Source organism: Bacillus sp. FSL H8-0545 (genome assembly GCF_038006105.1).
Classification (GTDB): domain Bacteria; phylum Bacillota; class Bacilli; order Bacillales; family Bacillaceae_G; genus Bacillus_A; species Bacillus_A cereus_U.
Genome location: NZ_JBBOUO010000001.1, coordinates 838,315 through 859,236 on the forward strand (window position 1 = coordinate 838,315; position 20,922 = coordinate 859,236).

Genomic DNA, 20,922 nt, shown 5'->3' on the forward strand with positions numbered 1-20,922 from the left:
AAACCATATGATTTGTGTTAAATAGGTTGGGTTTTGAAGTGATGAGAAATATTAAAATAGTAAATGTGGATGTGTAATTTCGGAATATGTTCGTTCTTCAGTACTAGTGGAATAAAGTTATTAGGGGAGAATGGTAATGGATAATATTCGAAAGAGAAAAATGGTCAGTCATCAGATGACCATATGAATAAAGTGGTCATTCAGTACATTTTGGTTACTACTAACATAGTAACCAAAATAATATGTAAATGAACAGTCTTGTAATGCATTTTCATAAGTACTAATATTTATTGTTGGCTGCCAAAACAAGCGAACAATATGGTTAATGAATCGTGTTGTTTACTGCTTTGTTTTGCATGATTAAAGATAGTTTGATGCTGCAAATATTCTTTAGTTGTAACCCTTTTTCAGAGTGGTTTAGGGTGGAAAGGATTTCACCGCAGGAAAATTTGATAATTAAAAACGGAGGTGTTATGAGTACATATTTAAAAAGAATATCTGTAATTTGTTTTATTTTTACTGTTATTATTGGACAAGTTTTTATGCCTATTATAAGTCATGCTCAAGAATTAAACACAACAGGATTAGTTGATAGTTTTACATTCGACAAAACGGAATTAAATTATGGAGAACGTTCGGGAATAAGAGTAGATTTTAGTGATAAATCTGGAAATCAAATGAAGGCCGGAGATACGCTAACATTAACACTACCTGCAGAACTAACAGGGTATAGTAAACGAATTGACTTGAAGAATGATGCGGGTGTTAGTTTTGGTACTTGCGAAGTAACAACAACTAATGTGGTATGTACATTTAATGATACGGTTGAGAAACTTCAAAACATTAGAGGCTATTTGTATTTTGAATTCAAAGCAACTAGTAATGTAGGAGTGAATCAAACGATACCAGTTGATACAAATTTAGGTACAGGTTTAGCAACTCAAAGGGTAACAATTAAAGGGCCCACAGAATCGACGGGTTCATCATCATTTAGCTATAAAACAGGTGAAATGGGAGTTGAATGTAAACGCTAGTAGTAACAAGGAACAGTTAGGTGCTGATATTGTTTTGACTGATACTTTACAATCAGGTCAAACGCTGAAGCAGGAAGGGTTTATTATAATAGTCGGAAATACGGGGGTAACTCCGCAACAATTTATCGATCAAGGTTATGGTACGATTACGTTGAACGGTAACTCTTTTTCCCTTAGAGGTTATAAGGATCAGGTAAGTGGTAAGGGTATCAGCATTCGATATAGCTCGATTATAACTGATAGCGGAATGAATCAAGATGAGTTTTATAATGATTATACAATTGATTACCAGATTTTAAATCAGCCACCAGTAACTGTTTCAAAGAATGCATGGGTTAAAAATATAAACGCAGGTGGTGGTGCGCAAGGTGATTTACCTTCTAAAGGAACGTTAAGAATTGTTAAGTATATTGAAGGAGACGAGGGGAAGGTTATCCCAGGTGTTTCTTTTAAATTGTACACAGAGTCAGGTCAGCAAATTGGTGATTCTTATACAACAAATCAAGACGGAGTAGTTGAAGCACCAAACCTTGCTCCAGGTAATTACTATGTACAAGAAATTTCAGCACCGAACTATGTAGAGTTCGATCCGCAAACGAAAATTCCTTTTACAATTAAGAAGGATGATGTAAATGGAATAAAACTTATGGTTCCAAATAAGTTGAAAACTACATCTGTTGCAGGAACGAAAACGTGGAAAGACGACAAAGTAAAAGATCGCCCAGAAAACATTAAAGTAGATTTACTGCAAAATGGTAAAGTCATTGCAACGAAAGAAGTTACTGCAGCAAATGATTGGAAATACGAGTTTGAAAAGTTACCAGCAGTTGATAATGAGGGAAAAGCTCATAAGTATGAAGTAAAAGAACAACCTGTATCGGGATATCAATCGAAAGTTAATGGTTATGATATTACAAATATAAAGATACAGGAAGTAACAGAAGTAGAAGAGCAAGGTAAAGAAGAAACACTAGAAGAACTGGAAGACCCAACTAAACCGCAAGGGCCAACGGTGACAGAAGAACCAAATGAGTTAGAGAAGCCAGAGGTAACAGACAGACCGGAAATCTGGGTGAAACCAGAAGAAGAAGAAAATAAAGAAGAAACAACAGAAGAGTTAACAGAAGAAAAACCGGAAGCACCAAAGGTAACAGAAGAGCCGAATGAACTAGAGAAGCCAGAAGTTACAGAGAAACCGGAAATCTGGGTAAAACCAAAGGAAGAGAAAGTTGAAGAAGAAACAACAGAAGAGTTAAAAGAAGAAAAACCGGAAGAGCCAAAGGTAACAGAAGAACCGAATGTTCTAGAGAAACCAGAGGTAAAAGAGGAGCCGGAGATTTTGGTAAAACCGAAAGAGCCAAAGGTAACAGAAGAACCGAATGTTCTAGAGAAACCAGAGGTAAAAGAGAAGCCGGAGATTTTGGTAAAACCGAACGAAGAAGAAAATAAAGAAGAAACAACAGAAGAAATCGAAGAGTCATTAAAACCGGAAGAGCCAAAGGTAACAGAAGAACCGAATGTGTTCGAGAAACCAGAGGTAAAAGAGAAGCCGGAGATTTTGGTAAAACCGAACGAAGAAGAAAATAAAGAAGAAACAACAGAAGAAATCGAAGAATCATTAAAACCGGAAGAGCCAAAGGTAACAGAAGAACCGAATGTTCTAGAGAAACCAGAGGTAAAAGAGAAGCCGGAGATTTTGGTAAAACCGAAAGAAGAAGAAAATAAAGAAGAAACAACAGAAGAAATCGAAGAATCATTAAAACCGGAAGAACCAAAGGTAACAGAAGAACCGAATGTGTTCGAGAAACCAGAGGTAAAAGAGAAGCCGGAGATTTTGGTAAAACCAGAGGAAGAAGAAAATAAAGAAGAAACAACAAAAGAGTTAACAGAAGAAAAGCCGGAAGAGCCGAAGGTAACAGAAGAACCGAATGTGTTAGAAAAACCAGAGGTAAAAGAGAAACCGGAAGTATCAAACAAACAAGAGGTACAAGATAAAGTAGAAGTACAAAACAAACAAGAAGTACAAAGCAAACAAGATGTACAAAATAAATCTGAAGTACCATCTAGTAAAGAAAATAATAAGCAATCAAAATTACTTCCTCAAACAGGAGGAGCATCAACAGAATCTACTTCTATTATTGCAGGTATGTTTGCATTAATTTTGGGAGCGAGATTGTTTAGACGCCAAAAAAATTAATGGTGAGAGTTAGTTCGGAAACAAAATGTATGTGAAAAAGCGGAGACTATGGGTCTCCGCTTTTTATTATTTTTGCACGCAGCTAAGTGGGATGCTGCTTATTGATGAAAGATTTAAATGAAATGATTATTGTTTTAATTTATACGTTTTAAAATCACATGCTTTATTTTTTTGCGAAATCGGGTGATTAGCGCAATGATAATAATACCGAAGATAATTTTCCAAATGTGTTGTTCAAGTACTAGGAATATAACTTCTAGGTTTTCCCCTAACCAGTAACCACCGATTAAGAAGAAGGATACCCAAAATAGGGCGCCTGAATAAATTGTCATCGCAAAGCGGCGAAACGGTAAGTTGATAATTCCTGCAAAGTATCCTGTGAAGTGGCGAACGCCTGGAATGAAAAAGGCGATAAAGATTAGAAAATATCCGTATTTATCAAACCACATTTTCGTTAAATTAATTTTTCGTTCTGTTAAAAATACATATTTCCCGTATTTCTGAATGAAAGGCATACCAAGTTTAATTCCTAAAAAGTATTGGAATGTCATACCGACACTTGTCCCAATAAAGGATAAAATAATTAAAATTGGTAAACTCAAATCACCTTGATGTGATAAAAATCCTGCATAGGCTAATGTTGGCTCTCCTGGAAACGGAAGAGCAATATATTCTAAAAGTAATCCAACAAGTACTACATAATACCCATATTGCTGAAATAATTCGTGAATCCATTCCATGTTGTGCGCTCCTTTTTACATTGAAGTTGTTACACATCTTCCTCTTTTTCGCGCTAATCGAACTGAAACAATAGTAGTAGAAGAGTTTGGCAGGAGGATTTAAGCCAGTATGATTTTTTGACAACCACTCGCGAGTGATAGGTATACTTAATATAGCTCTTTGCTAATTAGCAAAGAGCATCGAAGTGTAAATGTTACTATTAGTTAAAGTTATAGCGGTACAAAAATACGTTGAAATCTTCTTCTTTTGGTCCAAAATTAATTGCTTTTTCTTGTATACGTTGGAAGTTTTGTCTGTCATAAAATTCATAGTTACATTCATTATCTGTATATAAATATAAAGATGTTACATCTTCTTTTGTCATGTATTGGAATAAATAATTTAATAAAGATTTCCCAACTCCAAGACCTCTAGATTCTTCGGATACGATGAATAATTGTATACAGCCTTGAAAATGATCTTCTTTTCCTTGAATTAGTTCTTTATATGTTTTTTGAACTTTTATAAATGCTTTTAAAAATCCTCTATTCTCTTTATTCGTCATGAATAGTTTCAGCGTGTTAAAGGAAAAGCTAACAGTATTATGGAATCTCTTTAAACGGTTTTTATCTTTTTCAGAATCGCCTAAAATGACACCGATAACTTTATTATCTTTTTCAGCTACCTTACTAAAGGAACTTCCTAAAATGCAACTGTGTAGGTAGAAGTTTAATAGTGAATTTAAAAATTTTTTATCTGTAATGAATTTATTAAACCCAAATGCCTCACCAATTAAATGTTTTATAGGCTCATAGTCTTCCTTAACAAGACTTCTATATTTTACTGTGTTCATATTGTATACTCCCTTTATTAATGTAAATGACTTATTATAAATAGTAAGGTCTCCTCTAAGGGGAGAGTCAATGGTTGCATGCGAAAAAATAAAAAGGAAGAGATTCAGGTGAAAACATTATTTTCTATTGGAGAAGTTGCAAAAATAAAGGATATAACGATAAAGGCATTAAGGTACTATCATAAGATGGGAATTCTTATTCCAAAACATATTGATGAATCAACAGGATATAGATATTATTCTATAGATCAATTCATTCACATTGATATTATAAAAAGTTGTAGAGAGTTGAATACGAGTATAGTAGAACTTCAAGAGATTTTTAAGGAATGCAATACGGACAAGTTGCTGCAATTTTTACAAGTAAAGAGAGCGGAAGCGGAAGAACATATAAAGAAAATGAAAGAGGTAATTGAAACGATTGATGGGTTAAATGAGAAAGTAGGGAGTTCACAGGAAATATTAAAAAGTGATGAAGTGTGTATTCAGTTCTTTGAAAAGCGGAATGTGATTGTAGCGCCATGCAAAGAAGTGGGGAGTTTACAAGAGTTACTGTATTATTCTAATTTAGAGAAAATCATTCAAGATTATGAAGATAAGATGTCAATGGAGATGGGTATTCTATACAATGTCAATGAAAAGTGGGATGTAGAGCCAAAGTATGTTTTTAATAAAGTACAAGATCATGTACATATGGAAGAGATGCCAAATATAAAAGTATTACCGGGCGGGAAATATGTAACATTAGCGTATAGTAAAGAAAATGAAGAAGAACGTAGAAATACTATGATTAAATATACAAAAGAAAACGATATAGAAGTGGAGAGTTTTATTGAAGTAGAGTTAGTTAATGATTTTTTTAATACGGAGTCGTATAGTTGTCAAATTCAAATTTTTATAGGGGATAGTGAAAATAAGAAGTTTTGATTCCATAATTTTATCCCGCTATTTGCCGGGCAGTAAAACTCCCACCTCAAAATTCGGCTGGAGCAAAGAAGTTAGGTGGGAGATCAACTGCCCGTAAACGCCCGATTGGTGAAGGCTAATAATCAGTGGGGGATGAACAAAACCCCCACTGATTATAGTTTCACTTTATGGATGGGACTGTCCCAAAAACGTAACTTTGAAATGGAGTTATGTTCTTATTGTGTAAAATTGCAACATAACTCTCGTTATATCGACTTAACTATAAAATACGACAATGATAGCCTACCTATTAATAAAGGCCGTCCCAAAAAACTTTTGGGACGGCCCTCATTAGTAGTAAGGAACGTATTATTTACGTGAGAAACCTTCTTCATCAAGGTATTCCGCAGCTTCTGGATAAGAGTTGAATGTACCGTCTAAGTTTACGCCAGCGTAAACATTCCACATGTCATCCTCTGAGATAAGAGTAAGAATATGACCATCTTCGTTACGCCATTCCTCTTCGGCAGCAGGTTCCATTGGTGCTACAATTTCCTCTTGCTCCTGTGATAGACGTTCAATTACTTTTTCAATTAATGAACGCAGTTCTTCTTCTGAAAACTCACGGATGTTAATCATACCTTTATCATCTGTTTTATAACCTTTAATGAAGTTTGCATATACAAATCCGTTTCCATTTGGGTGTAAATGATATACAACGTTCTTTTTATCTAAACGACTTTCTTCAAAGTGAAAGTTTACGCGTTTTAATGATACGTTCTTTCTTTCTAATTCCGGGAAAGATTCAATAATTGATAATTTTTCTTCAAAAGTTAGCATAGTGCCTCCAAGTATATAGTAAAAGATTTAATTTGTTCATTATAGCATAGTCAAGTTTGTTTCCAAAGGTAGATTCGTCATATTGCTGTTTTTTAGTTTGATTTGGGAAGGCTATTTATCAATGTAGACGTTTACTTCACGAGACTGTAAAGAGTTTTTTATAAATACGCTAACGAATGATTTGTTTTAGATGTACAATGGAACGTGGACTTTATACAAAGGTGGTTGTTTATATGTTTCAAAAAATAGCAAAGGAATGTTTAGCGGGGTTTACTGTTGCGATTGTTGCTTTGCCGCTAGCAATTGCATTTGGTATTGCCGCAACGGGAACGTCTGAGGGAGCATTGGTCGGATTGTATGGTGCGATTTTTGCAGGTTTGTTTGCGGCGTTATTTGGCGGTACACCGGGGCAAGTAACGGGTCCTACTGGGCCGATTACAGTTATTGCAACAGGCGTTATTGCAACTCACGGATTAGAAGCAAGTTTTATTGCATTTATGATGGCAGGGTTATTTCAAATCTTATTTGGTGTATGTAAGCTCGGCTCTTACGTTCGTTACATTCCGTATCCTGTTGTTTCAGGATTTATGAACGGAATTGCACTGATCATTATTTTAGGTGAAATGAAGCACGTACAAAATAGCTTTCTACTTGTGTTATTAACGATCATTGTAATGATTGTTTCTGGAAAATGGATTAAGTCCATTCCATCAAGTTTAGTAGCATTAGTAGGTGTTACAGTAACGTTGCCGTTATTTTCTTCTATGCTACAAGGAATTACGGTAAACTTACCAGTTGTAGGAACTCTTTCTTTAAATAAGATGATTGAAAAGATAGGTGCAATTCCAGAGGCGATGCCATCTCTTCACGTACCGACTTTAGACGCAAATGGCATGTTAGCGCTTGTATTACCAGCGCTTAGTATTGCTTTACTAGGATCAATTGACTCATTATTAACGTCTGTCGTAATGGATAATGTGACGGGGACACGTCATAAAAGTAATAAAGAGTTAATCGGACAAGGTATTGGTAATGTTGCGAGTGGTTTGTTCGGAGGATTAGCAGGAGCAGGTGCAACTGTTAGATCCATCGTCAATATAAGAAGCGGGGGGAAGACGGCACTTTCAGCTTGTATGCATAGCGTCATCTTATTCATTTTCATTATGGGACTCGGTTCAGTGGTACAATATATTCCGCTTGCTGTATTATCAGGCATTTTAATTTTAACTGGTATAGGGATGTTTGATTGGGAAAGCATGAGGAAAGCACATGTAGCACCGAGAGGTGATGTGATGGTTATGTTCGTGACGATGTTTGTGACAGTGAAATTCGATTTAATGGTTGCTGTTGCATTTGGCATTATTCTTTCTTTCATTATATACATGGTGAAGTGTAAAGAACGTAAATCTTCTATTATAAAAGAAAAAGAAGCGACGTATACGATTCAGGGACCACTTTCATTTCTATCAGTAGATCGTATTTTTGCTTCTTTACAAGATGTGAAGTCACCAGTTAGTTTACGTATGAAAGATGTACGCTATATGGATGTATCAGGAGCTATGGCGTTATTAAACTTTGTTGAGCAATCGGATAAAGTAGGAGCGAGTGTGACACTTGAACATGTACATCCGCATGTTGAAAAGACGATAGTGATGATGGCGAATGATGAACAAAAAGAGAAATTACAGTTTTTGAAAGCTGAGGCAATATAATAATAACCTTCACATGAATTGTATTATAGAGTGTGAAGGTTATTATTATTTGTATATGTTGAATACCTTCTTTTCCCTAAAAAAAGAAAGTATTCAACATATAAGAAATTTGTTATGATAATTTAATGAGAGAAAAGGAAGTCTCTATAGTTCATAACAATTTGTTTGAGAATATATGTTTGAACTACCCGCTAGTTATTTTAGTAGGCTTTACCCGTATTTCCTACAGTACAAAAAAATTTGTACATTGATTGGATCCACACGTCCCCGAATGGCTTGGTTTTCGCTCTACTTCGGTAGGTCCAGAATTTCACGTTGAAGATTTTACATTGTATACTCGCTACAACCTCACATGTTCAGTTTTCAATGAGAAATCTGTACAAAAAAACATACAAAAGAAACGTATGTTTATCTATAAGAAAAGCCGATTCATCTTCCTCAATTTGTGTTTTACACTTACACACAAATTGAGGAAGGAGTCTTCTTGGTTAAGAATGATAAAAGAAAAGAGAAGGAACATGAATAAGAAGTTTGTAAAAGGTGCAGCAATTTTAACAATTACAACTTTTTTGTCGAAATTGCTTGGGAGTTTCTTTCAAATTCCATTGCAAAATATTGCAGGAGATGAAGTGCTTGGTATTTTTCGTCTTGTTTTTCCTGTATATATGATTGCTCTTACATTATCAGTAGCTGGTGTTCCGCTAGCGATTTCGAAATTGATTGCGGAGTTGAATGAAAAAAATAATCAAAAAGGAATTGCGAAATTATTTAAATCGGCATCGATTATAGGAGTGGCATTTGGAGCCTTCGGATGTTTCGTGATTATATTATTTTCTACTGAAATTGCAAATATGCTTGGTGGACAAGAAACAAGGGTGCCGTTACTTGTTACTTCATTGGCGTTACTTGTTGCACCATATATGGCGGTTTATCGTGGTTATTTTCAAGGGTTCGGTGATATGAAACCGACGGGGATATCACAAGTAATTGAGCAATTTGTGCGAGTATTATTTATGTTAATAATCGCTTATATACTAGTATATTGGAATAAGAGTAGTGCTGTTATTACTAGTGGTGCAATGGTTGGATCTTTTCTCGGAGTAATTAGTTCACTTATATATTTGCGTATAAAGTATAATAAAAGTCCATACTATTATAAGGACAGCTCGTATTCGCTTCGAGATTTAAGAGAAGACGGAAAAAGGATACTACAGGTATCGATTCCAATCGCTATAGGGGCTTTATCAATGCCACTTTTAAACTTAGTAGACTCTCTTACAGTGCCACATGTGTTACAAGGATCACCGACAGAGATTCAAGTACAATTTGGAATATATAGCCGTGGCTTTGCATTCACGCAACTAATTGTTGTTTTCGCAAGTGCAATTGTATTTCCGTTAATACCGCTATTAACGTCTGCATTAGCAAAAAGAGATATAAATTTAGCGAAAATAACAGTTCAAAATACAAACAGACTAGCGCATGTTTTGACAGCACCATTAACAATATGGTTAATGGCATTAACAGTACCATTAAATGTGGGATTGTTCACAGATGCAAAAGGAAGCGGTATGTTAGCGGTTATGATTGGCAGTTCATATTTTACATCGGTTATGGTATTATCAATAGGGATTTTACAAGGGATTAACCGCTCTGCACAAGCTGCATGGATTGTTATTGGAGCAAGCTCTGTGAAAGTATTGTTAAACATCGTATTAGTGAGAAAGTTTGGCATCGATGGAGCGGCTTATAGCACATTGATTATATATATATTAATCTGTATCGTAAATCAACTGTGCATTCGAAAATCTCTTTCCTATCCTATTCATATAGGAAGATTTTTTGCTGTAATAGGAATAGCTTGCATTTTTGGATTAGGATTATATGAACTATCTACTATTATAGAGGCTACATCGTCAAGAATAATTACGCTATTTTATAGTGGTGTAGCACTTACTATTACGACAATTTTGTATGGGGTATGTGCTTTGAAATTAAACTGGATATCAAAAAAACAAATACCATTTTTGAAAAAATAAATATATAACTACGAAATTATAGTATTGGCATTTGGGCGTGCTTATTAAGAGGATACATTTTAAAGTATTTCGTTTTTTATGTAAGGAGTTGGCGCCAATTTATGATGTGTGAAAAATTGGTTGCCAAATGTTGGAGGAGATTAAGAGTGCAGTTAGTTTTATCAGGATATTATGGTTTTCATAACATTGGAGACGAAGCTATTCTACAATCGATTATCAAATCGTTAAAAAAAGAAATTCCGAATATTGAACTCGTTGTGATGTCAAATGATCCTGACTATACAAAGGAAATGTACGATGTAGAAGCTGTAAATCGCTGGGACGTAAAGGCGGTTTATGACGTGATAAAAAAAAGTGACGGACTTATTAGCGGTGGAGGAAGCCTTCTTCAAGATCAAACGAGTATGAAGAGCATTTTATATTATACAGGTATTCTGGGATTTGCGCGATTATTAAAAAAGCCCTATTATATTTATTCACAAGGAATAGGACCGATTAGGAAAAGACATAATCGTTTATTAGTAAAATGGCAGTTGTCGAAAGCAGCTTACATATCTGTGCGAGATGAGGATTCTTTTTTCTATTTAAAAGAACTTGGAGTGAAAAAGGATATTGAACTCGTTCCAGATCCAGTTTTAACATGGAAACGAGAGAAACAATCAGATTGGTTACAAAAGCATTCGCTACATGGGAAAATAATTGCGGTTAGTGTACGTTATTGGGGTGCAAATGAAGATTATATAAAAAAGTTAGCTATTGCACTGAAAAAATTGAAGCAAGAAGGGTACCAAATTTTATTTGTCCCGATGCACAGTCCATTTGATCAAGATGCTTCGCGTGAAGTAGCGGATTTAATGGATGAAGAGATTTATATGCTTCCAGATAAAATGGATATTGATGAAAAAATATCTATTTTATCAGAGTGTTCACTTTTAATAGGCATGCGTCTTCACGCTCTTATTTTTTCTGTCGTAGCGAAAACGCCAATGGTCGGAATTTCATACGATCCAAAAATTGATTCGTTCTCACGACAAGTGAAGCAACCAGTTATAGGAAGTGTAGATGGAGACTGGAGTGCCGAAGATTTATATAAGATTGCGAAAAAGCAAATGACGCAGCAAGACAATATACAGCAAGTTTTACAACGGACAATAGATGAGCTTCAGTTGGAAGGCGAACAGGCAACAAAGAAACTCGTTCATCATATAGAAAAAAACACTCTATTAAAAAAATAGAGTGTTTTTTGTATTGTTTTTCTTTACGTAGCAATTTATAAAAAATAATAGTGTTAATATTTGCAGTGATTTAAGTACAACAGAGCTATCCTACGTAGTTATTTCTATAGGAATAGAATTGAATATGAAATCATAAAGGATTCAATATAGGTTTGCGATATCTTAATATAATAAAAAACAAATGATGTTTTATATTAATTTTTGTTTATTATGCCGATATAATTAGTATATAATCAGTTTTGGAATAATAAATTCGTAGATTACGAGGAGGACAACCGTGAAGACTTTTTCAAAAGGTATAACAGCAGTGGCATTAACGGGTTCATTACTTTTAACTCCTATTTCAAGTTATGCGGCAAATGATGATATTACAGGTCATATGTTTGAGACGCATATGCGTTCGCTCATTACTAAAGGAATTTTGATGGGGTATGGAGAGAATGTATATGCACCTGATAAACAAGTAACGAGAGCAGAGTTTGCTACATTAATAGCAAGGTCTTTAAATTTACCGAAAGCTGATTCGAACTTCAAAGATGTACCACCATCTTACGGTTTATATGACGGTGTAAGTAGAGCATTTGGAGCGAAAATTATTAATGGACGTACTAACGAGACGTTTTCGCCAAATGATGTTATTACACGTGAAGAAATGGCGATAATGGTAAAGCGAGCATTAGACTATAAAAATATTAAAATAGCTGTAAGTCCGCTTACCTTTACTGATAAAGATAGTATTAACTATAAAGAGCATGTACAAGTTATGGTGGCTACTCAAATTATTAAAGGGTATCCAGAAGATAATACATTTAGACCACATTTATCAGCTACAAGAGGTATGGCTTCAGCTATGTTGGATCGAATGCTTGGAACGATTGGAAATACTGGGGGAGAAACTCCTATAGAAACAAAGAAATATGTAGTGACAAATGTAAAAGAAAATGGGATAGAGCAAGAACTAGAGCGCTATAGTACATATAAAGAAGCAGTTACAGCTGCGCAAAATAAAGGTATTAATGCAGTGAAGTATGAAAATGAATTCTTATGGATTAAAGATGGATTTGCAAGTGCGAAGCGAGTAGAAGGACAAAATATAATTAATGTTTATGGTAACGATTTACAAACAGTTTATACGTATGTTCAGTATGGAACGGAATTTAAAGTGCTAGAAGTTGGAGAAGATCGTGTGAAAGTTCAACTCTCTGATTTAACAGGTTATGTGAAGAAAAATGAAATTACTTTAATTCCTGAAAATGAAATGAAAAAGTCCTCGTATTATGTAAAAACAGATGGGGATTTATACCATAGATATTATACATATAATACAAGTTCACCTGGATATACAGAATTTAGATATGGTACGGCACCTTCTTTCATGAAGCAAGGACAGCAAATATATAGTGTAGATGGAAAGACGTTTGGAAATGAAACTTTCTATCAATATTTCAATTATTTATCATTACGTTCTAAAACAGAATATACAGCTGAACAATTAGATAGTTACATAAAATCAGTGAAACCAGATTCTCCACTGATCGGTTTAGGAAAGAAATTTAAAGAAGTAGAAAGTAAGTATAATGTAAATGCATTATTTCTATATTCATTAGCAGTTCATGAGAGCTATTATGGAACAAGTGCTCTTGCAAAAGATAAAAATAACTTATTTGGTTTAAAAGCGACAGACGATAGTCCGTATGGTAACGGAGAATCTTTCAATTCAAAAGAAGATTGTATTGAACATGCCGCAAAAGTATACATGAGTGAAGGGTATTTAAATCCAGGACATTGGCGTTATACAGCAACATATACAGGTGATAAAGCTGGCGGTTTAAATATGAAATATGCATCTGATGCGAACTGGGGCAAAAAAGTAGCTGGGCACATGTACCGTTTTGATTCTTATTTAGGTAAAAAAGAATACAACAAGTATAAACTTGCTCGTGTGACGAATGATGTGGAAGTGAAAAAGGATCCGCATAGATCAAATGAAAGACTTTATGGCTTAACTACAAATAAAGTTGTAACAGTTACAGGCGAAGAAACGATAAATGGACAAGCATGGGTTAAAATTATTTCTGATAATCCTGCTGTAAATGAAGCGTATATCGCAAAAGAAAATTTAGAATACGTAAAACACTAATTAAATATAAAAGAGAAAAACTGATTATCTAGATGCATTTTAAAAAAAGGTGCTCAAAAAGCCAGCATAACTGACTTTTTTGAGCACCTTCTTTTTTATTATTCAATTTCAAAATCAACAATTAAGTAAGCGAGTATAACGACGAAGAAAATACTAACGGACGGCGCTGTTAATACGTGGCCGGACATAAAGCCGATTCCGAGTGATAGTACAACGGTGCTAGCTAATAGCATATATTTCACAGTTAATATTTTCTTGAAGTTTGTGATGATGCGAATGAATAATTTAATACCGAAGTATAGAAGTGGTATTAAGTAAATAAGGAAACCGACGATTCCGAATGCAAAGAATAGGTCGTGGAAGTCCATTTCGATTAATTTAATTTTAACCGTATAGTTACCAGCATAGCCCATTCCGAATAATTTTTGTGATAGTGGTGCGTCTTTATAGTATTGTTTGTATACTTTTAAAAACTTATCGCGATCACTGTAAATTAAACTTTTGACCTCAGAGTCTGTTAGCTCACCTTTTGCATGTTTTTTTGCTTCGCCCGGGTCTTCTTTAATTACTTTTCCTTCTTTTCTATCCTTTTCTTCTTGTACTGATTTTTTGTATTCGTATATTTGCATGTGGATGCCCATATTTTTTGCGATAGGAGTATGTGGTGTAAGTACAATTAAACCTCCTAGTACAATAGCGGCAACAACTGTATTTACGAGATATGTGAATCCTTTTCCTTCTTTTTTGCGATGAATCATATATTCAATGAATGAGAATAACAGTGCCACGCCAAGCGTTAGAACAATTGCACCATATCCTACTTTCGTTCCGACCATAATACTTGCATACATCGCAAGTATTGTTGGAATCCAGTAATAGATTTTCGAGAAAGAAGTTGTTTTATGAATCGAATAGAGCACTACGATTGGGAACATAATTGCAAAAATAGAACTTAAATCATTTCCAGCAAAGAACCAACCTCTTGAGCCAATCTTTGAGTGAGGGTAGCTTGGGAAATCTGTACCAGTTTGCATTGCAACAATCAGTGTGATGCTTAAAATTAAAGTTGTATATAAGAAATATGTAATGATTTTATGCAACGTATATTCTTTATTTTTCAACTCTTTAAAGACGATAATATATCCAAACAGTAGCACAATTGGATATATGCTCTTTAAAATAAATTTCACTTCTTCGCCAAATGAAACTGGAGATTTAATCATCATATTATTTGCAAGACCAATTGCTAGTACGATCCCGAGTAGGCATAAATAGAGAATGTACTTTTTCGCTCCAGGTTGTTCTCTATGAAGAAGTAGATAACCTAATGCAAGAAGCATAAAGGCGAAACGGACTACGATTCCAACTGTTGCGCTCATGTGTAATACATAGATTGAAAAAGACGTTAATAAATCTAAAATTGGTTGAAACACAATGAATAGCAATAGGAAATGCGGGAAGTAGTTATCCGTTTGTTTCAACTTATTAACCATATATTCCTCCATGTCTTCATTCCTTTAGTTCAATACCCAAGAGATGGGGATAAAAGCCTTATTTACATAATAAGGCGAATGAATTTCAATATTTGTTTTTTTGCATCAAACTTAAGAATACACCATTTCATTGTAATGGTAAATAGATGAAAAGCATTGATAAACCGACTTTAATTTCTATATTTTTTAACGAAATTGTATGTTTTATACGGAGATATATACAAATTATGAGAAAATTAGACAGAAAATTAAGAAAAAAGAAGGATTTTTAATATGCTTTCTATAATTATATAAGTATAATCTTTATGTGGAAAAGAGGGGTATATATAATGGAAGTAACAAGTAAAACAGAATCTGTTGTTGTGAAATATGAAGGGCGCGTAGCGACGGTTATGGTCAATCGCCCAGAGGTTTTAAATGCATTAGATGAACCAACGTTAAAAGAGTTATTACAAAAGTTGAAAGAAGTGGCGGAAAGTTCTGTTCACGTTGTTGTGTTATGCGGAAGTGGCCGTGGTTTTTCTGCGGGTGGAGATATTAAATCAATGCTTTCAAGTAATGATGAAAGTAAGTTTGAAGGCATTATGAATACAATTTCTGAAATCGTTGTGACGTTATATACGATGCCGAAGCTTGTTATTAGTGCAATTCACGGGCCGACTGCTGGACTTGGATTAAGTATTGCATTAACAGCTGATTATGTCATGGCAGATATATCATCAGTTATTGCGATGAACTTTATTGGAATCGCTTTAATTCCAGATGGTGGCGGCCATTTCTTCCTTCAAAAGCGCGTCGGTGAAAATATGACGAAGAAAATCATTTGGGAAGGGAAAAAATTATCAGCGACAGAAGCGTTAGATATCGGTTTAATTGATGAAGTAATCGGTGAGGATTTCCAAACGGCTGTGAAGCAAAAAATTAATGAATGGTTACAAAAACCAATCAAGGCGATGATTCAAACGAAACAAATTTTATGTGAAGTAAATCGTTCTAATTTAGAACAAACGCTTCAGCTCGAAAAGCGTGGTCAATATGCGATGAGACAAACAGCGGATCATAAAGAAGGTATTGCTGCTTTTCTAGAAAAACGTTTACCAGCATTTAAAGGGGAATAAAGTGAAACTTTAATCCGTGGGTATTTGTTTATCCCCCACGGATTATTAGTCTTACTGCTTGTTAATTCGAGATAAAGGGAAGAAAGTGCTAACACATTTTAGTATAATTGTGTTAGCACTTTTTTTAGGAGTAATAAATGAAGAAAATTATCGGTGTTATCGTTATGATTTTACTTACATATTATGCTTTGCATAGTACACCATCTCTTGCGGTACGGACGGCATTATTCTTTGAGGGACATCCAACTGTTGCTTTCTCTGGTGAAGTGAAGAAAGAACGGGATGTGAAAAAAGAGGCGATTCCTGATGAGTATCAAACCTTATACGGCGATAAGAAAGAAGAACCAGAGCACTACTTCTTTCCGGTAGTAAGGGCGCACGGATCAGGAATTGATATGTTAAGTGCTTGTGTGAAAAAAGAGCGGTTTTTCTATAAAGCAGAGCTCGGGTGTTTTTAAAAATAGGAGGTAAGTGATGTCAACTTATAACAGGTTAGTAAGAGATCGTGTCCCGGAGAAAATTTTAATGTCTGGAAAAACATATACAGCACAAAAATTAACAGGACAAGCTTACATACAAGCGTTAGCGAAAATTGGTACAGAAGAAATTCGTGAATTTGCTTCGATGAAAGATCGTGAACATGCGCTAGATTCACTTGCAGATGCACTTGAAGTTATTGTTTCATTAGCTCGCGCAGAAGGTGCAACAATTGAAGATGTTGAGCGTATTCGTAAGCAGAAAGAAGAAGAGCGCGGCGGGTTTACAAGAGGGATTTATTTGATGGACGTTTCGGAAGAGTAGTTTTATAGAAAAAGCACAGCGTTAATGGAGATAATGCTGTGCTTTTTTGTCATTAAGATTAGGGTAAAGTGAATTTTATTACAATTTAGAAAATTAAACTATATTAGTAGAGGTTTTATAGTAAATTTTGTATACTGAATAGTAGAGAGAATGAGGAGGAAACGACAATGGCACATCATGCAAAAGAAACGATGGAATTAATTAAAGAGCTTGTCTCTATTCCAAGTCCATCTGGAAACACTGCGAAAATTATTAATTTTATTGAAAACTATGTAAGTGAGTGGAATATAGAGACGAAGCGTAATAATAAAGGCGCTCTTATTTTAACGGTTAAAGGGAAGAATGATGAGCAGCATCGTTTATTAACTGCACACGTTGATACGTTAGGTGCAATGGTGAAAGAAATTAAGCCTGATGGCCGTCTTAGTCTATCTATGATTGGTGGATTTCGCTGGAACTCTGTAGAAGGGGAATATTGCGAAATTGAAACGTCAAGCGGTAAGACGTATACAGGTACAATTTTAATGCATCAAACTTCTGTCCATGTGTACAAAGATGCAGGGGAAGCGAAGCGCGATGAGAAAAATATAGAAGTGCGTATTGATGAGCGTGTCTTTTCAGCAGATGCAGTACGTGAGTTAGGAATTGAAGTAGGAGACTTCGTTTCATTTGATCCACGCGTTCAAATTACAAAGAGTGGATACATAAAATCACGTCATTTAGACGATAAAGTAAGTGTAGCAATTCTATTAAAACTAATTAAAAGATTGCAAGATGAAAAGGTAACATTGCCATATACAACACATTTCTTAATTTCTAATAATGAAGAAATTGGATACGGTGGAAACTCAAATATTCCAGAAGAAACGGTAGAATATTTAGCAGTTGATATGGGAGCGTTAGGTGATGGACAAGCATCTGATGAATATACAGTATCCATTTGTGCGAAAGACTCTAGCGGCCCATATCATTACGCTTTACGTAAACATTTAGTTGAATTGGCGAAAGCGAACGCTATTGAATATAAAGTGGATATTTATCCATACTACGGATCAGATGCATCTGCTGCGATTCGCGCCGGATTTGATGTGAAACATGCATTAATTGGAGCTGGTATTGATTCTTCTCACGCATTTGAGCGTACGCATGAAAGCTCGATTGCACATACAGAAGCGCTTGTTTATGCATATGTAATGTCTAATTTAATTGAAGAATAATTTCATAGCAAATAGAGAGGGCTGATTGAAAATATTATTTTTAATCAGCTTTTCATTTTGGGGACAATATGAAGAAGCTATTGATGGGGAGTATCGTTGTAAGTTTAGCGTTAAGTGGATGTTCTAAAGAAAGTTCAGAGGAAAAAGTAGTGACGAAGGTAGAGGATACCGGGGGGAATAAAAGAGAGAGTAGAAAAATACAAGGATCACAAATAAATCCACAAGTGCAAAGTCGCTACACTGTCTCAATGAATTCTACTGAGGGAGAAACGTATACTTTGCATGTGTTTTCGAATAACGAACAACATGAAACACAACAAGAACCTTGGGTCGGTGCACAAGAAGGGGATCAAATATATAAAGGCGAATATCAGCTTGCATTACAATCTACAAGTGAGACATTATATTTGCAAGAGGCGCAAATTGGAGAGTTTGTATTTAATACGTCTAGAAAAAATGGGTTCGTTAGTAAAGGTACACCAGATTTTTTCGTAGCATTGCAGCGTGAATCTTCCAATTTATCAACAGCGAAAGTTTTTTATATTCATAAAGGAAAAGTACTCGAAGTGAAAATTGGCGAAGGTGACATAGGTATTGCCGGAACTTGTTTCAAGGCTTTAGATAAAGGGAAGTTCCTTATAGGGAATTATGATAATGGAGAAGGAATATGGTATTTCTCGACTTTCCAAACAAATCTTGAGACGGGAAAAGCAAAAAGGATCGATGAGATAAAGCTTCCTTTGGAGGAAGGGAATGTATATGTTAAAGACAATTTCAAATGATAGATTAGGAGAAGCGATTAGAGTAATATGTACTAATCGCTTTTTTATATACATTCATTATCAGTTATATATATACGGTTTTTGTTATGTGAAGGGAAAATGCATTTACTATACATATATAATGTTATAAACTATGAAAGGATTAATTATTAGTTAATATTTTATAGTTAGTTTCATGGGAATAATTGTATAAATATGAAGTTTCGAGAGGAGATTTATTTTTCATGAAGTACAAAGCAATAGCCGCAGGTATATTAGCAGCAAATTTACTAGCACATCCAATTAGTAGTTTAGCAGAAACGAAGAAATTTCCCGATGTTTCAGACAATGCGTGGTCAAAAGACGCAATTTATTATTTAGTAGAGAGAAATGTAATTAATGGTATGCCAGATGGTAACTTTATGCCACAAGGAAATTTAACACGTGCTCAGGCGGCAAAGATTATCGCAACAGCAATTGGCGTTAAAGTAGATCCAAACGCGAAGCCATCTTTTAATGATTCAAAAAATCATTGGGCAGCTCAATATATTGCAGCGATTGAAAAGAAGGATATTATTAAAGGACGAGGACCAGGAGTATTTGATCCTGAAGGGCAAGTAACTCGCGCTGAAATGGCGGCTATGCTTGTAAGGGCATATGAATTGAAAAGCCAAGTAACAGGACCAGTTCCCACAAAATTCGCTGATTTAGAAAATCATTGGGGTAAAGAAGAAGTAAATATTTTAGTAGAATTAAAACTTTCTTTAGGTACAGGTGACGGCTGGAAACCAGATAATTCTATTACGCGTGAACAGGCAGCTCAGCTTACTGCTCAAACAGATAAATTTGGAAAGAATAGTAATCGTCCAGTAGAAACAAAGAAAATATATATGGATAGAAAATTCATTACATATCACGGACCATCATTAACATCTGGGATTAGTGCAAATCAGCATGATCCACAAATGGTTGAAGTAAAAGAAGAGCGAGATGGATGGATCAAAATTGCAACAAGTAACGGTGATAAATGGACACCTTTAGTAGAGAAAACAGAAGCTATTAATGAAGGATTCACTACATATGCAGGGGCTTCCCATACTTCTAAAGTACTAGGTACATATGGAGCACAACAAGTAACTGTTATTGAAGAAAGCGGTAGCTGGATTCGCATTCGTACAAATAGTGGTTTCCAATGGGTTGATAAAAATCAATTGAACCCAGTGAAACAAGGGAACTTCTTAGAAGGAAAAGCGATTATTATTGATCCGGGGCATGGTGGGGTTGATCCAGGGCATTCTGGTGTGAAAATGGATGAAAGTGCTATCGTATTAGATACATCTTTACGCGTACAAAAACTATTTGAACAAAAGACACCATTTACTGTTTTATTAACACGTGATGATGATACACGTCCAGGAAATACCCCTGGTGAATCTTTGAAAAAACGTATAGAATTTGCGCAAGAAAATAAAGGTGATATTTTTGTAAGTATTCATGCGAACGGGTTTAATGAACAAGTAGAAGGAACGGAAACATTCTACTACAGATCAGCAACAAATCCAAACTCAGAAGAGAGCCGTGTACTAGCAGAAAAAGTACAAAAACGTTTAGTACAAGCACTTCAATCAAATGATAGAGGTGTAAAAACAGAAGACTTCTATGTAGTGAAATACAATACAATGCCTGCTATTTTAGCTGAACTAGGTTTCATCGATGCTAAAGGCGAAGGTGAAAAACTAGCTACTGAAAAATGGAGACAACGTGCAGCAGAAGCTATTTACGCAGGTATTCTAGATTACTACGAAGCGATGGGTAATGACGTATCTTCTTACCGTTAATAAATAGAGAGAATGATA

The 20,922-nt window shown here is 35.0% G+C and carries 15 protein-coding genes and 1 pseudogene; 12 read left to right on the top strand and 4 right to left on the bottom strand.

The genetic code is table 11. From position 1 onward, the window contains the following. Positions 1–473 precede the first annotated feature (473 nt). Positions 474–3,231, top strand: a pseudogene (locus MHI07_RS04380) (Cna B-type domain-containing protein). Positions 3,232–3,365: 134 nt separating this feature from the next. Here the strand turns inward: MHI07_RS04380 and MHI07_RS04385 are convergent. Together MHI07_RS04385 and MHI07_RS04390 are read right to left on the bottom strand one after the other, a co-directional pair. Next, positions 3,366–3,971 carry a DedA family protein gene (locus tag MHI07_RS04385; RefSeq protein WP_215580659.1) on the bottom strand — a complete coding sequence of 202 codons (606 nt, stop codon included), beginning with the start codon at positions 3,969–3,971 and terminating at the stop codon, positions 3,366–3,368. A 200-nt stretch (positions 3,972–4,171) separates the two neighbouring features. Next, positions 4,172–4,804, bottom strand: coding sequence for a GNAT family N-acetyltransferase (locus MHI07_RS04390; RefSeq protein WP_215580661.1), 633 nt, complete (start codon positions 4,802–4,804; stop codon positions 4,172–4,174). Between the two features lie 78 nt (positions 4,805–4,882). Between MHI07_RS04390 and MHI07_RS04395 the strand changes: the two genes are divergently transcribed. After that, the gene (locus MHI07_RS04395) at positions 4,883–5,731 is read left to right on the top strand and encodes a MerR family transcriptional regulator (protein WP_002114821.1); all 849 of its coding nucleotides are present in this window, start codon (positions 4,883–4,885) and stop codon (positions 5,729–5,731) included. A gap of 348 nt (positions 5,732–6,079) precedes the next feature. Here MHI07_RS04395 and MHI07_RS04400 read toward each other — a convergent pair whose 3' ends face one another. Continuing rightward, complete coding sequence (locus tag MHI07_RS04400) at positions 6,080–6,550, bottom strand: hypothetical protein (protein ID WP_016103847.1); 471 nt, start codon at positions 6,548–6,550, stop codon at positions 6,080–6,082. Positions 6,551–6,783: 233 nt separating this feature from the next. Here MHI07_RS04400 and MHI07_RS04405 point away from each other — a divergent pair, with 233 nt between their 5' ends. From MHI07_RS04405 to MHI07_RS04420, 4 genes are all read left to right on the top strand, one after another. Continuing rightward, positions 6,784–8,262, top strand: coding sequence for a SulP family inorganic anion transporter (locus MHI07_RS04405; RefSeq protein WP_215580663.1), 1,479 nt, complete (start codon positions 6,784–6,786; stop codon positions 8,260–8,262). A 518-nt stretch (positions 8,263–8,780) separates the two neighbouring features. Further along, on the top strand, positions 8,781–10,301 hold the full coding sequence (locus tag MHI07_RS04410) for a putative polysaccharide biosynthesis protein (RefSeq protein WP_215580664.1): 1,521 nt from the start codon (positions 8,781–8,783) through the stop codon (positions 10,299–10,301). Between the two features lie 146 nt (positions 10,302–10,447). Beyond that, positions 10,448–11,536, top strand: coding sequence for a polysaccharide pyruvyl transferase CsaB (csaB, locus tag MHI07_RS04415; protein ID WP_215580666.1), 1,089 nt, complete (start codon positions 10,448–10,450; stop codon positions 11,534–11,536). 277 nt (positions 11,537–11,813) lie between these two features. Then, on the top strand, positions 11,814–13,676 hold the full coding sequence (locus MHI07_RS04420) for an S-layer homology domain-containing protein (protein WP_340822166.1): 1,863 nt from the start codon (positions 11,814–11,816) through the stop codon (positions 13,674–13,676). Positions 13,677–13,774: 98 nt separating this feature from the next. Here MHI07_RS04420 and MHI07_RS04425 read toward each other — a convergent pair whose 3' ends face one another. Then, positions 13,775–15,169 (bottom strand): O-antigen ligase family protein, encoded by a 1,395-nt coding sequence (locus tag MHI07_RS04425; protein ID WP_340822168.1) that lies wholly within the window; start codon positions 15,167–15,169, stop codon positions 13,775–13,777. A 329-nt stretch (positions 15,170–15,498) separates the two neighbouring features. On the opposite strand from MHI07_RS04425, the gene MHI07_RS04430 reads away from it, so the two are divergent. From MHI07_RS04430 to MHI07_RS04455, 6 genes are all read left to right on the top strand, one after another. Beyond that, on the top strand, positions 15,499–16,287 hold the full coding sequence (locus MHI07_RS04430; protein ID WP_002010905.1) for an enoyl-CoA hydratase: 789 nt from the start codon (positions 15,499–15,501) through the stop codon (positions 16,285–16,287). A gap of 137 nt (positions 16,288–16,424) precedes the next feature. Beyond that, positions 16,425–16,745 carry a hypothetical protein gene (locus MHI07_RS04435; protein ID WP_215580674.1) on the top strand — a complete coding sequence of 107 codons (321 nt, stop codon included), beginning with the start codon at positions 16,425–16,427 and terminating at the stop codon, positions 16,743–16,745. A 16-nt stretch (positions 16,746–16,761) separates the two neighbouring features. After that, on the top strand, positions 16,762–17,088 hold the full coding sequence (locus MHI07_RS04440; protein WP_002201613.1) for a nucleoside triphosphate pyrophosphohydrolase: 327 nt from the start codon (positions 16,762–16,764) through the stop codon (positions 17,086–17,088). Between the two features lie 167 nt (positions 17,089–17,255). Continuing rightward, positions 17,256–18,305 (top strand): M42 family metallopeptidase, encoded by a 1,050-nt coding sequence (locus MHI07_RS04445; protein WP_215580676.1) that lies wholly within the window; start codon positions 17,256–17,258, stop codon positions 18,303–18,305. A gap of 68 nt (positions 18,306–18,373) precedes the next feature. After that, positions 18,374–19,087 (top strand): hypothetical protein, encoded by a 714-nt coding sequence (locus MHI07_RS04450; RefSeq protein WP_215580678.1) that lies wholly within the window; start codon positions 18,374–18,376, stop codon positions 19,085–19,087. 224 nt (positions 19,088–19,311) lie between these two features. Then, positions 19,312–20,904, top strand: coding sequence for an N-acetylmuramoyl-L-alanine amidase (locus MHI07_RS04455; protein WP_340822173.1), 1,593 nt, complete (start codon positions 19,312–19,314; stop codon positions 20,902–20,904). Positions 20,905–20,922: the final 18 nt, after the last annotated feature.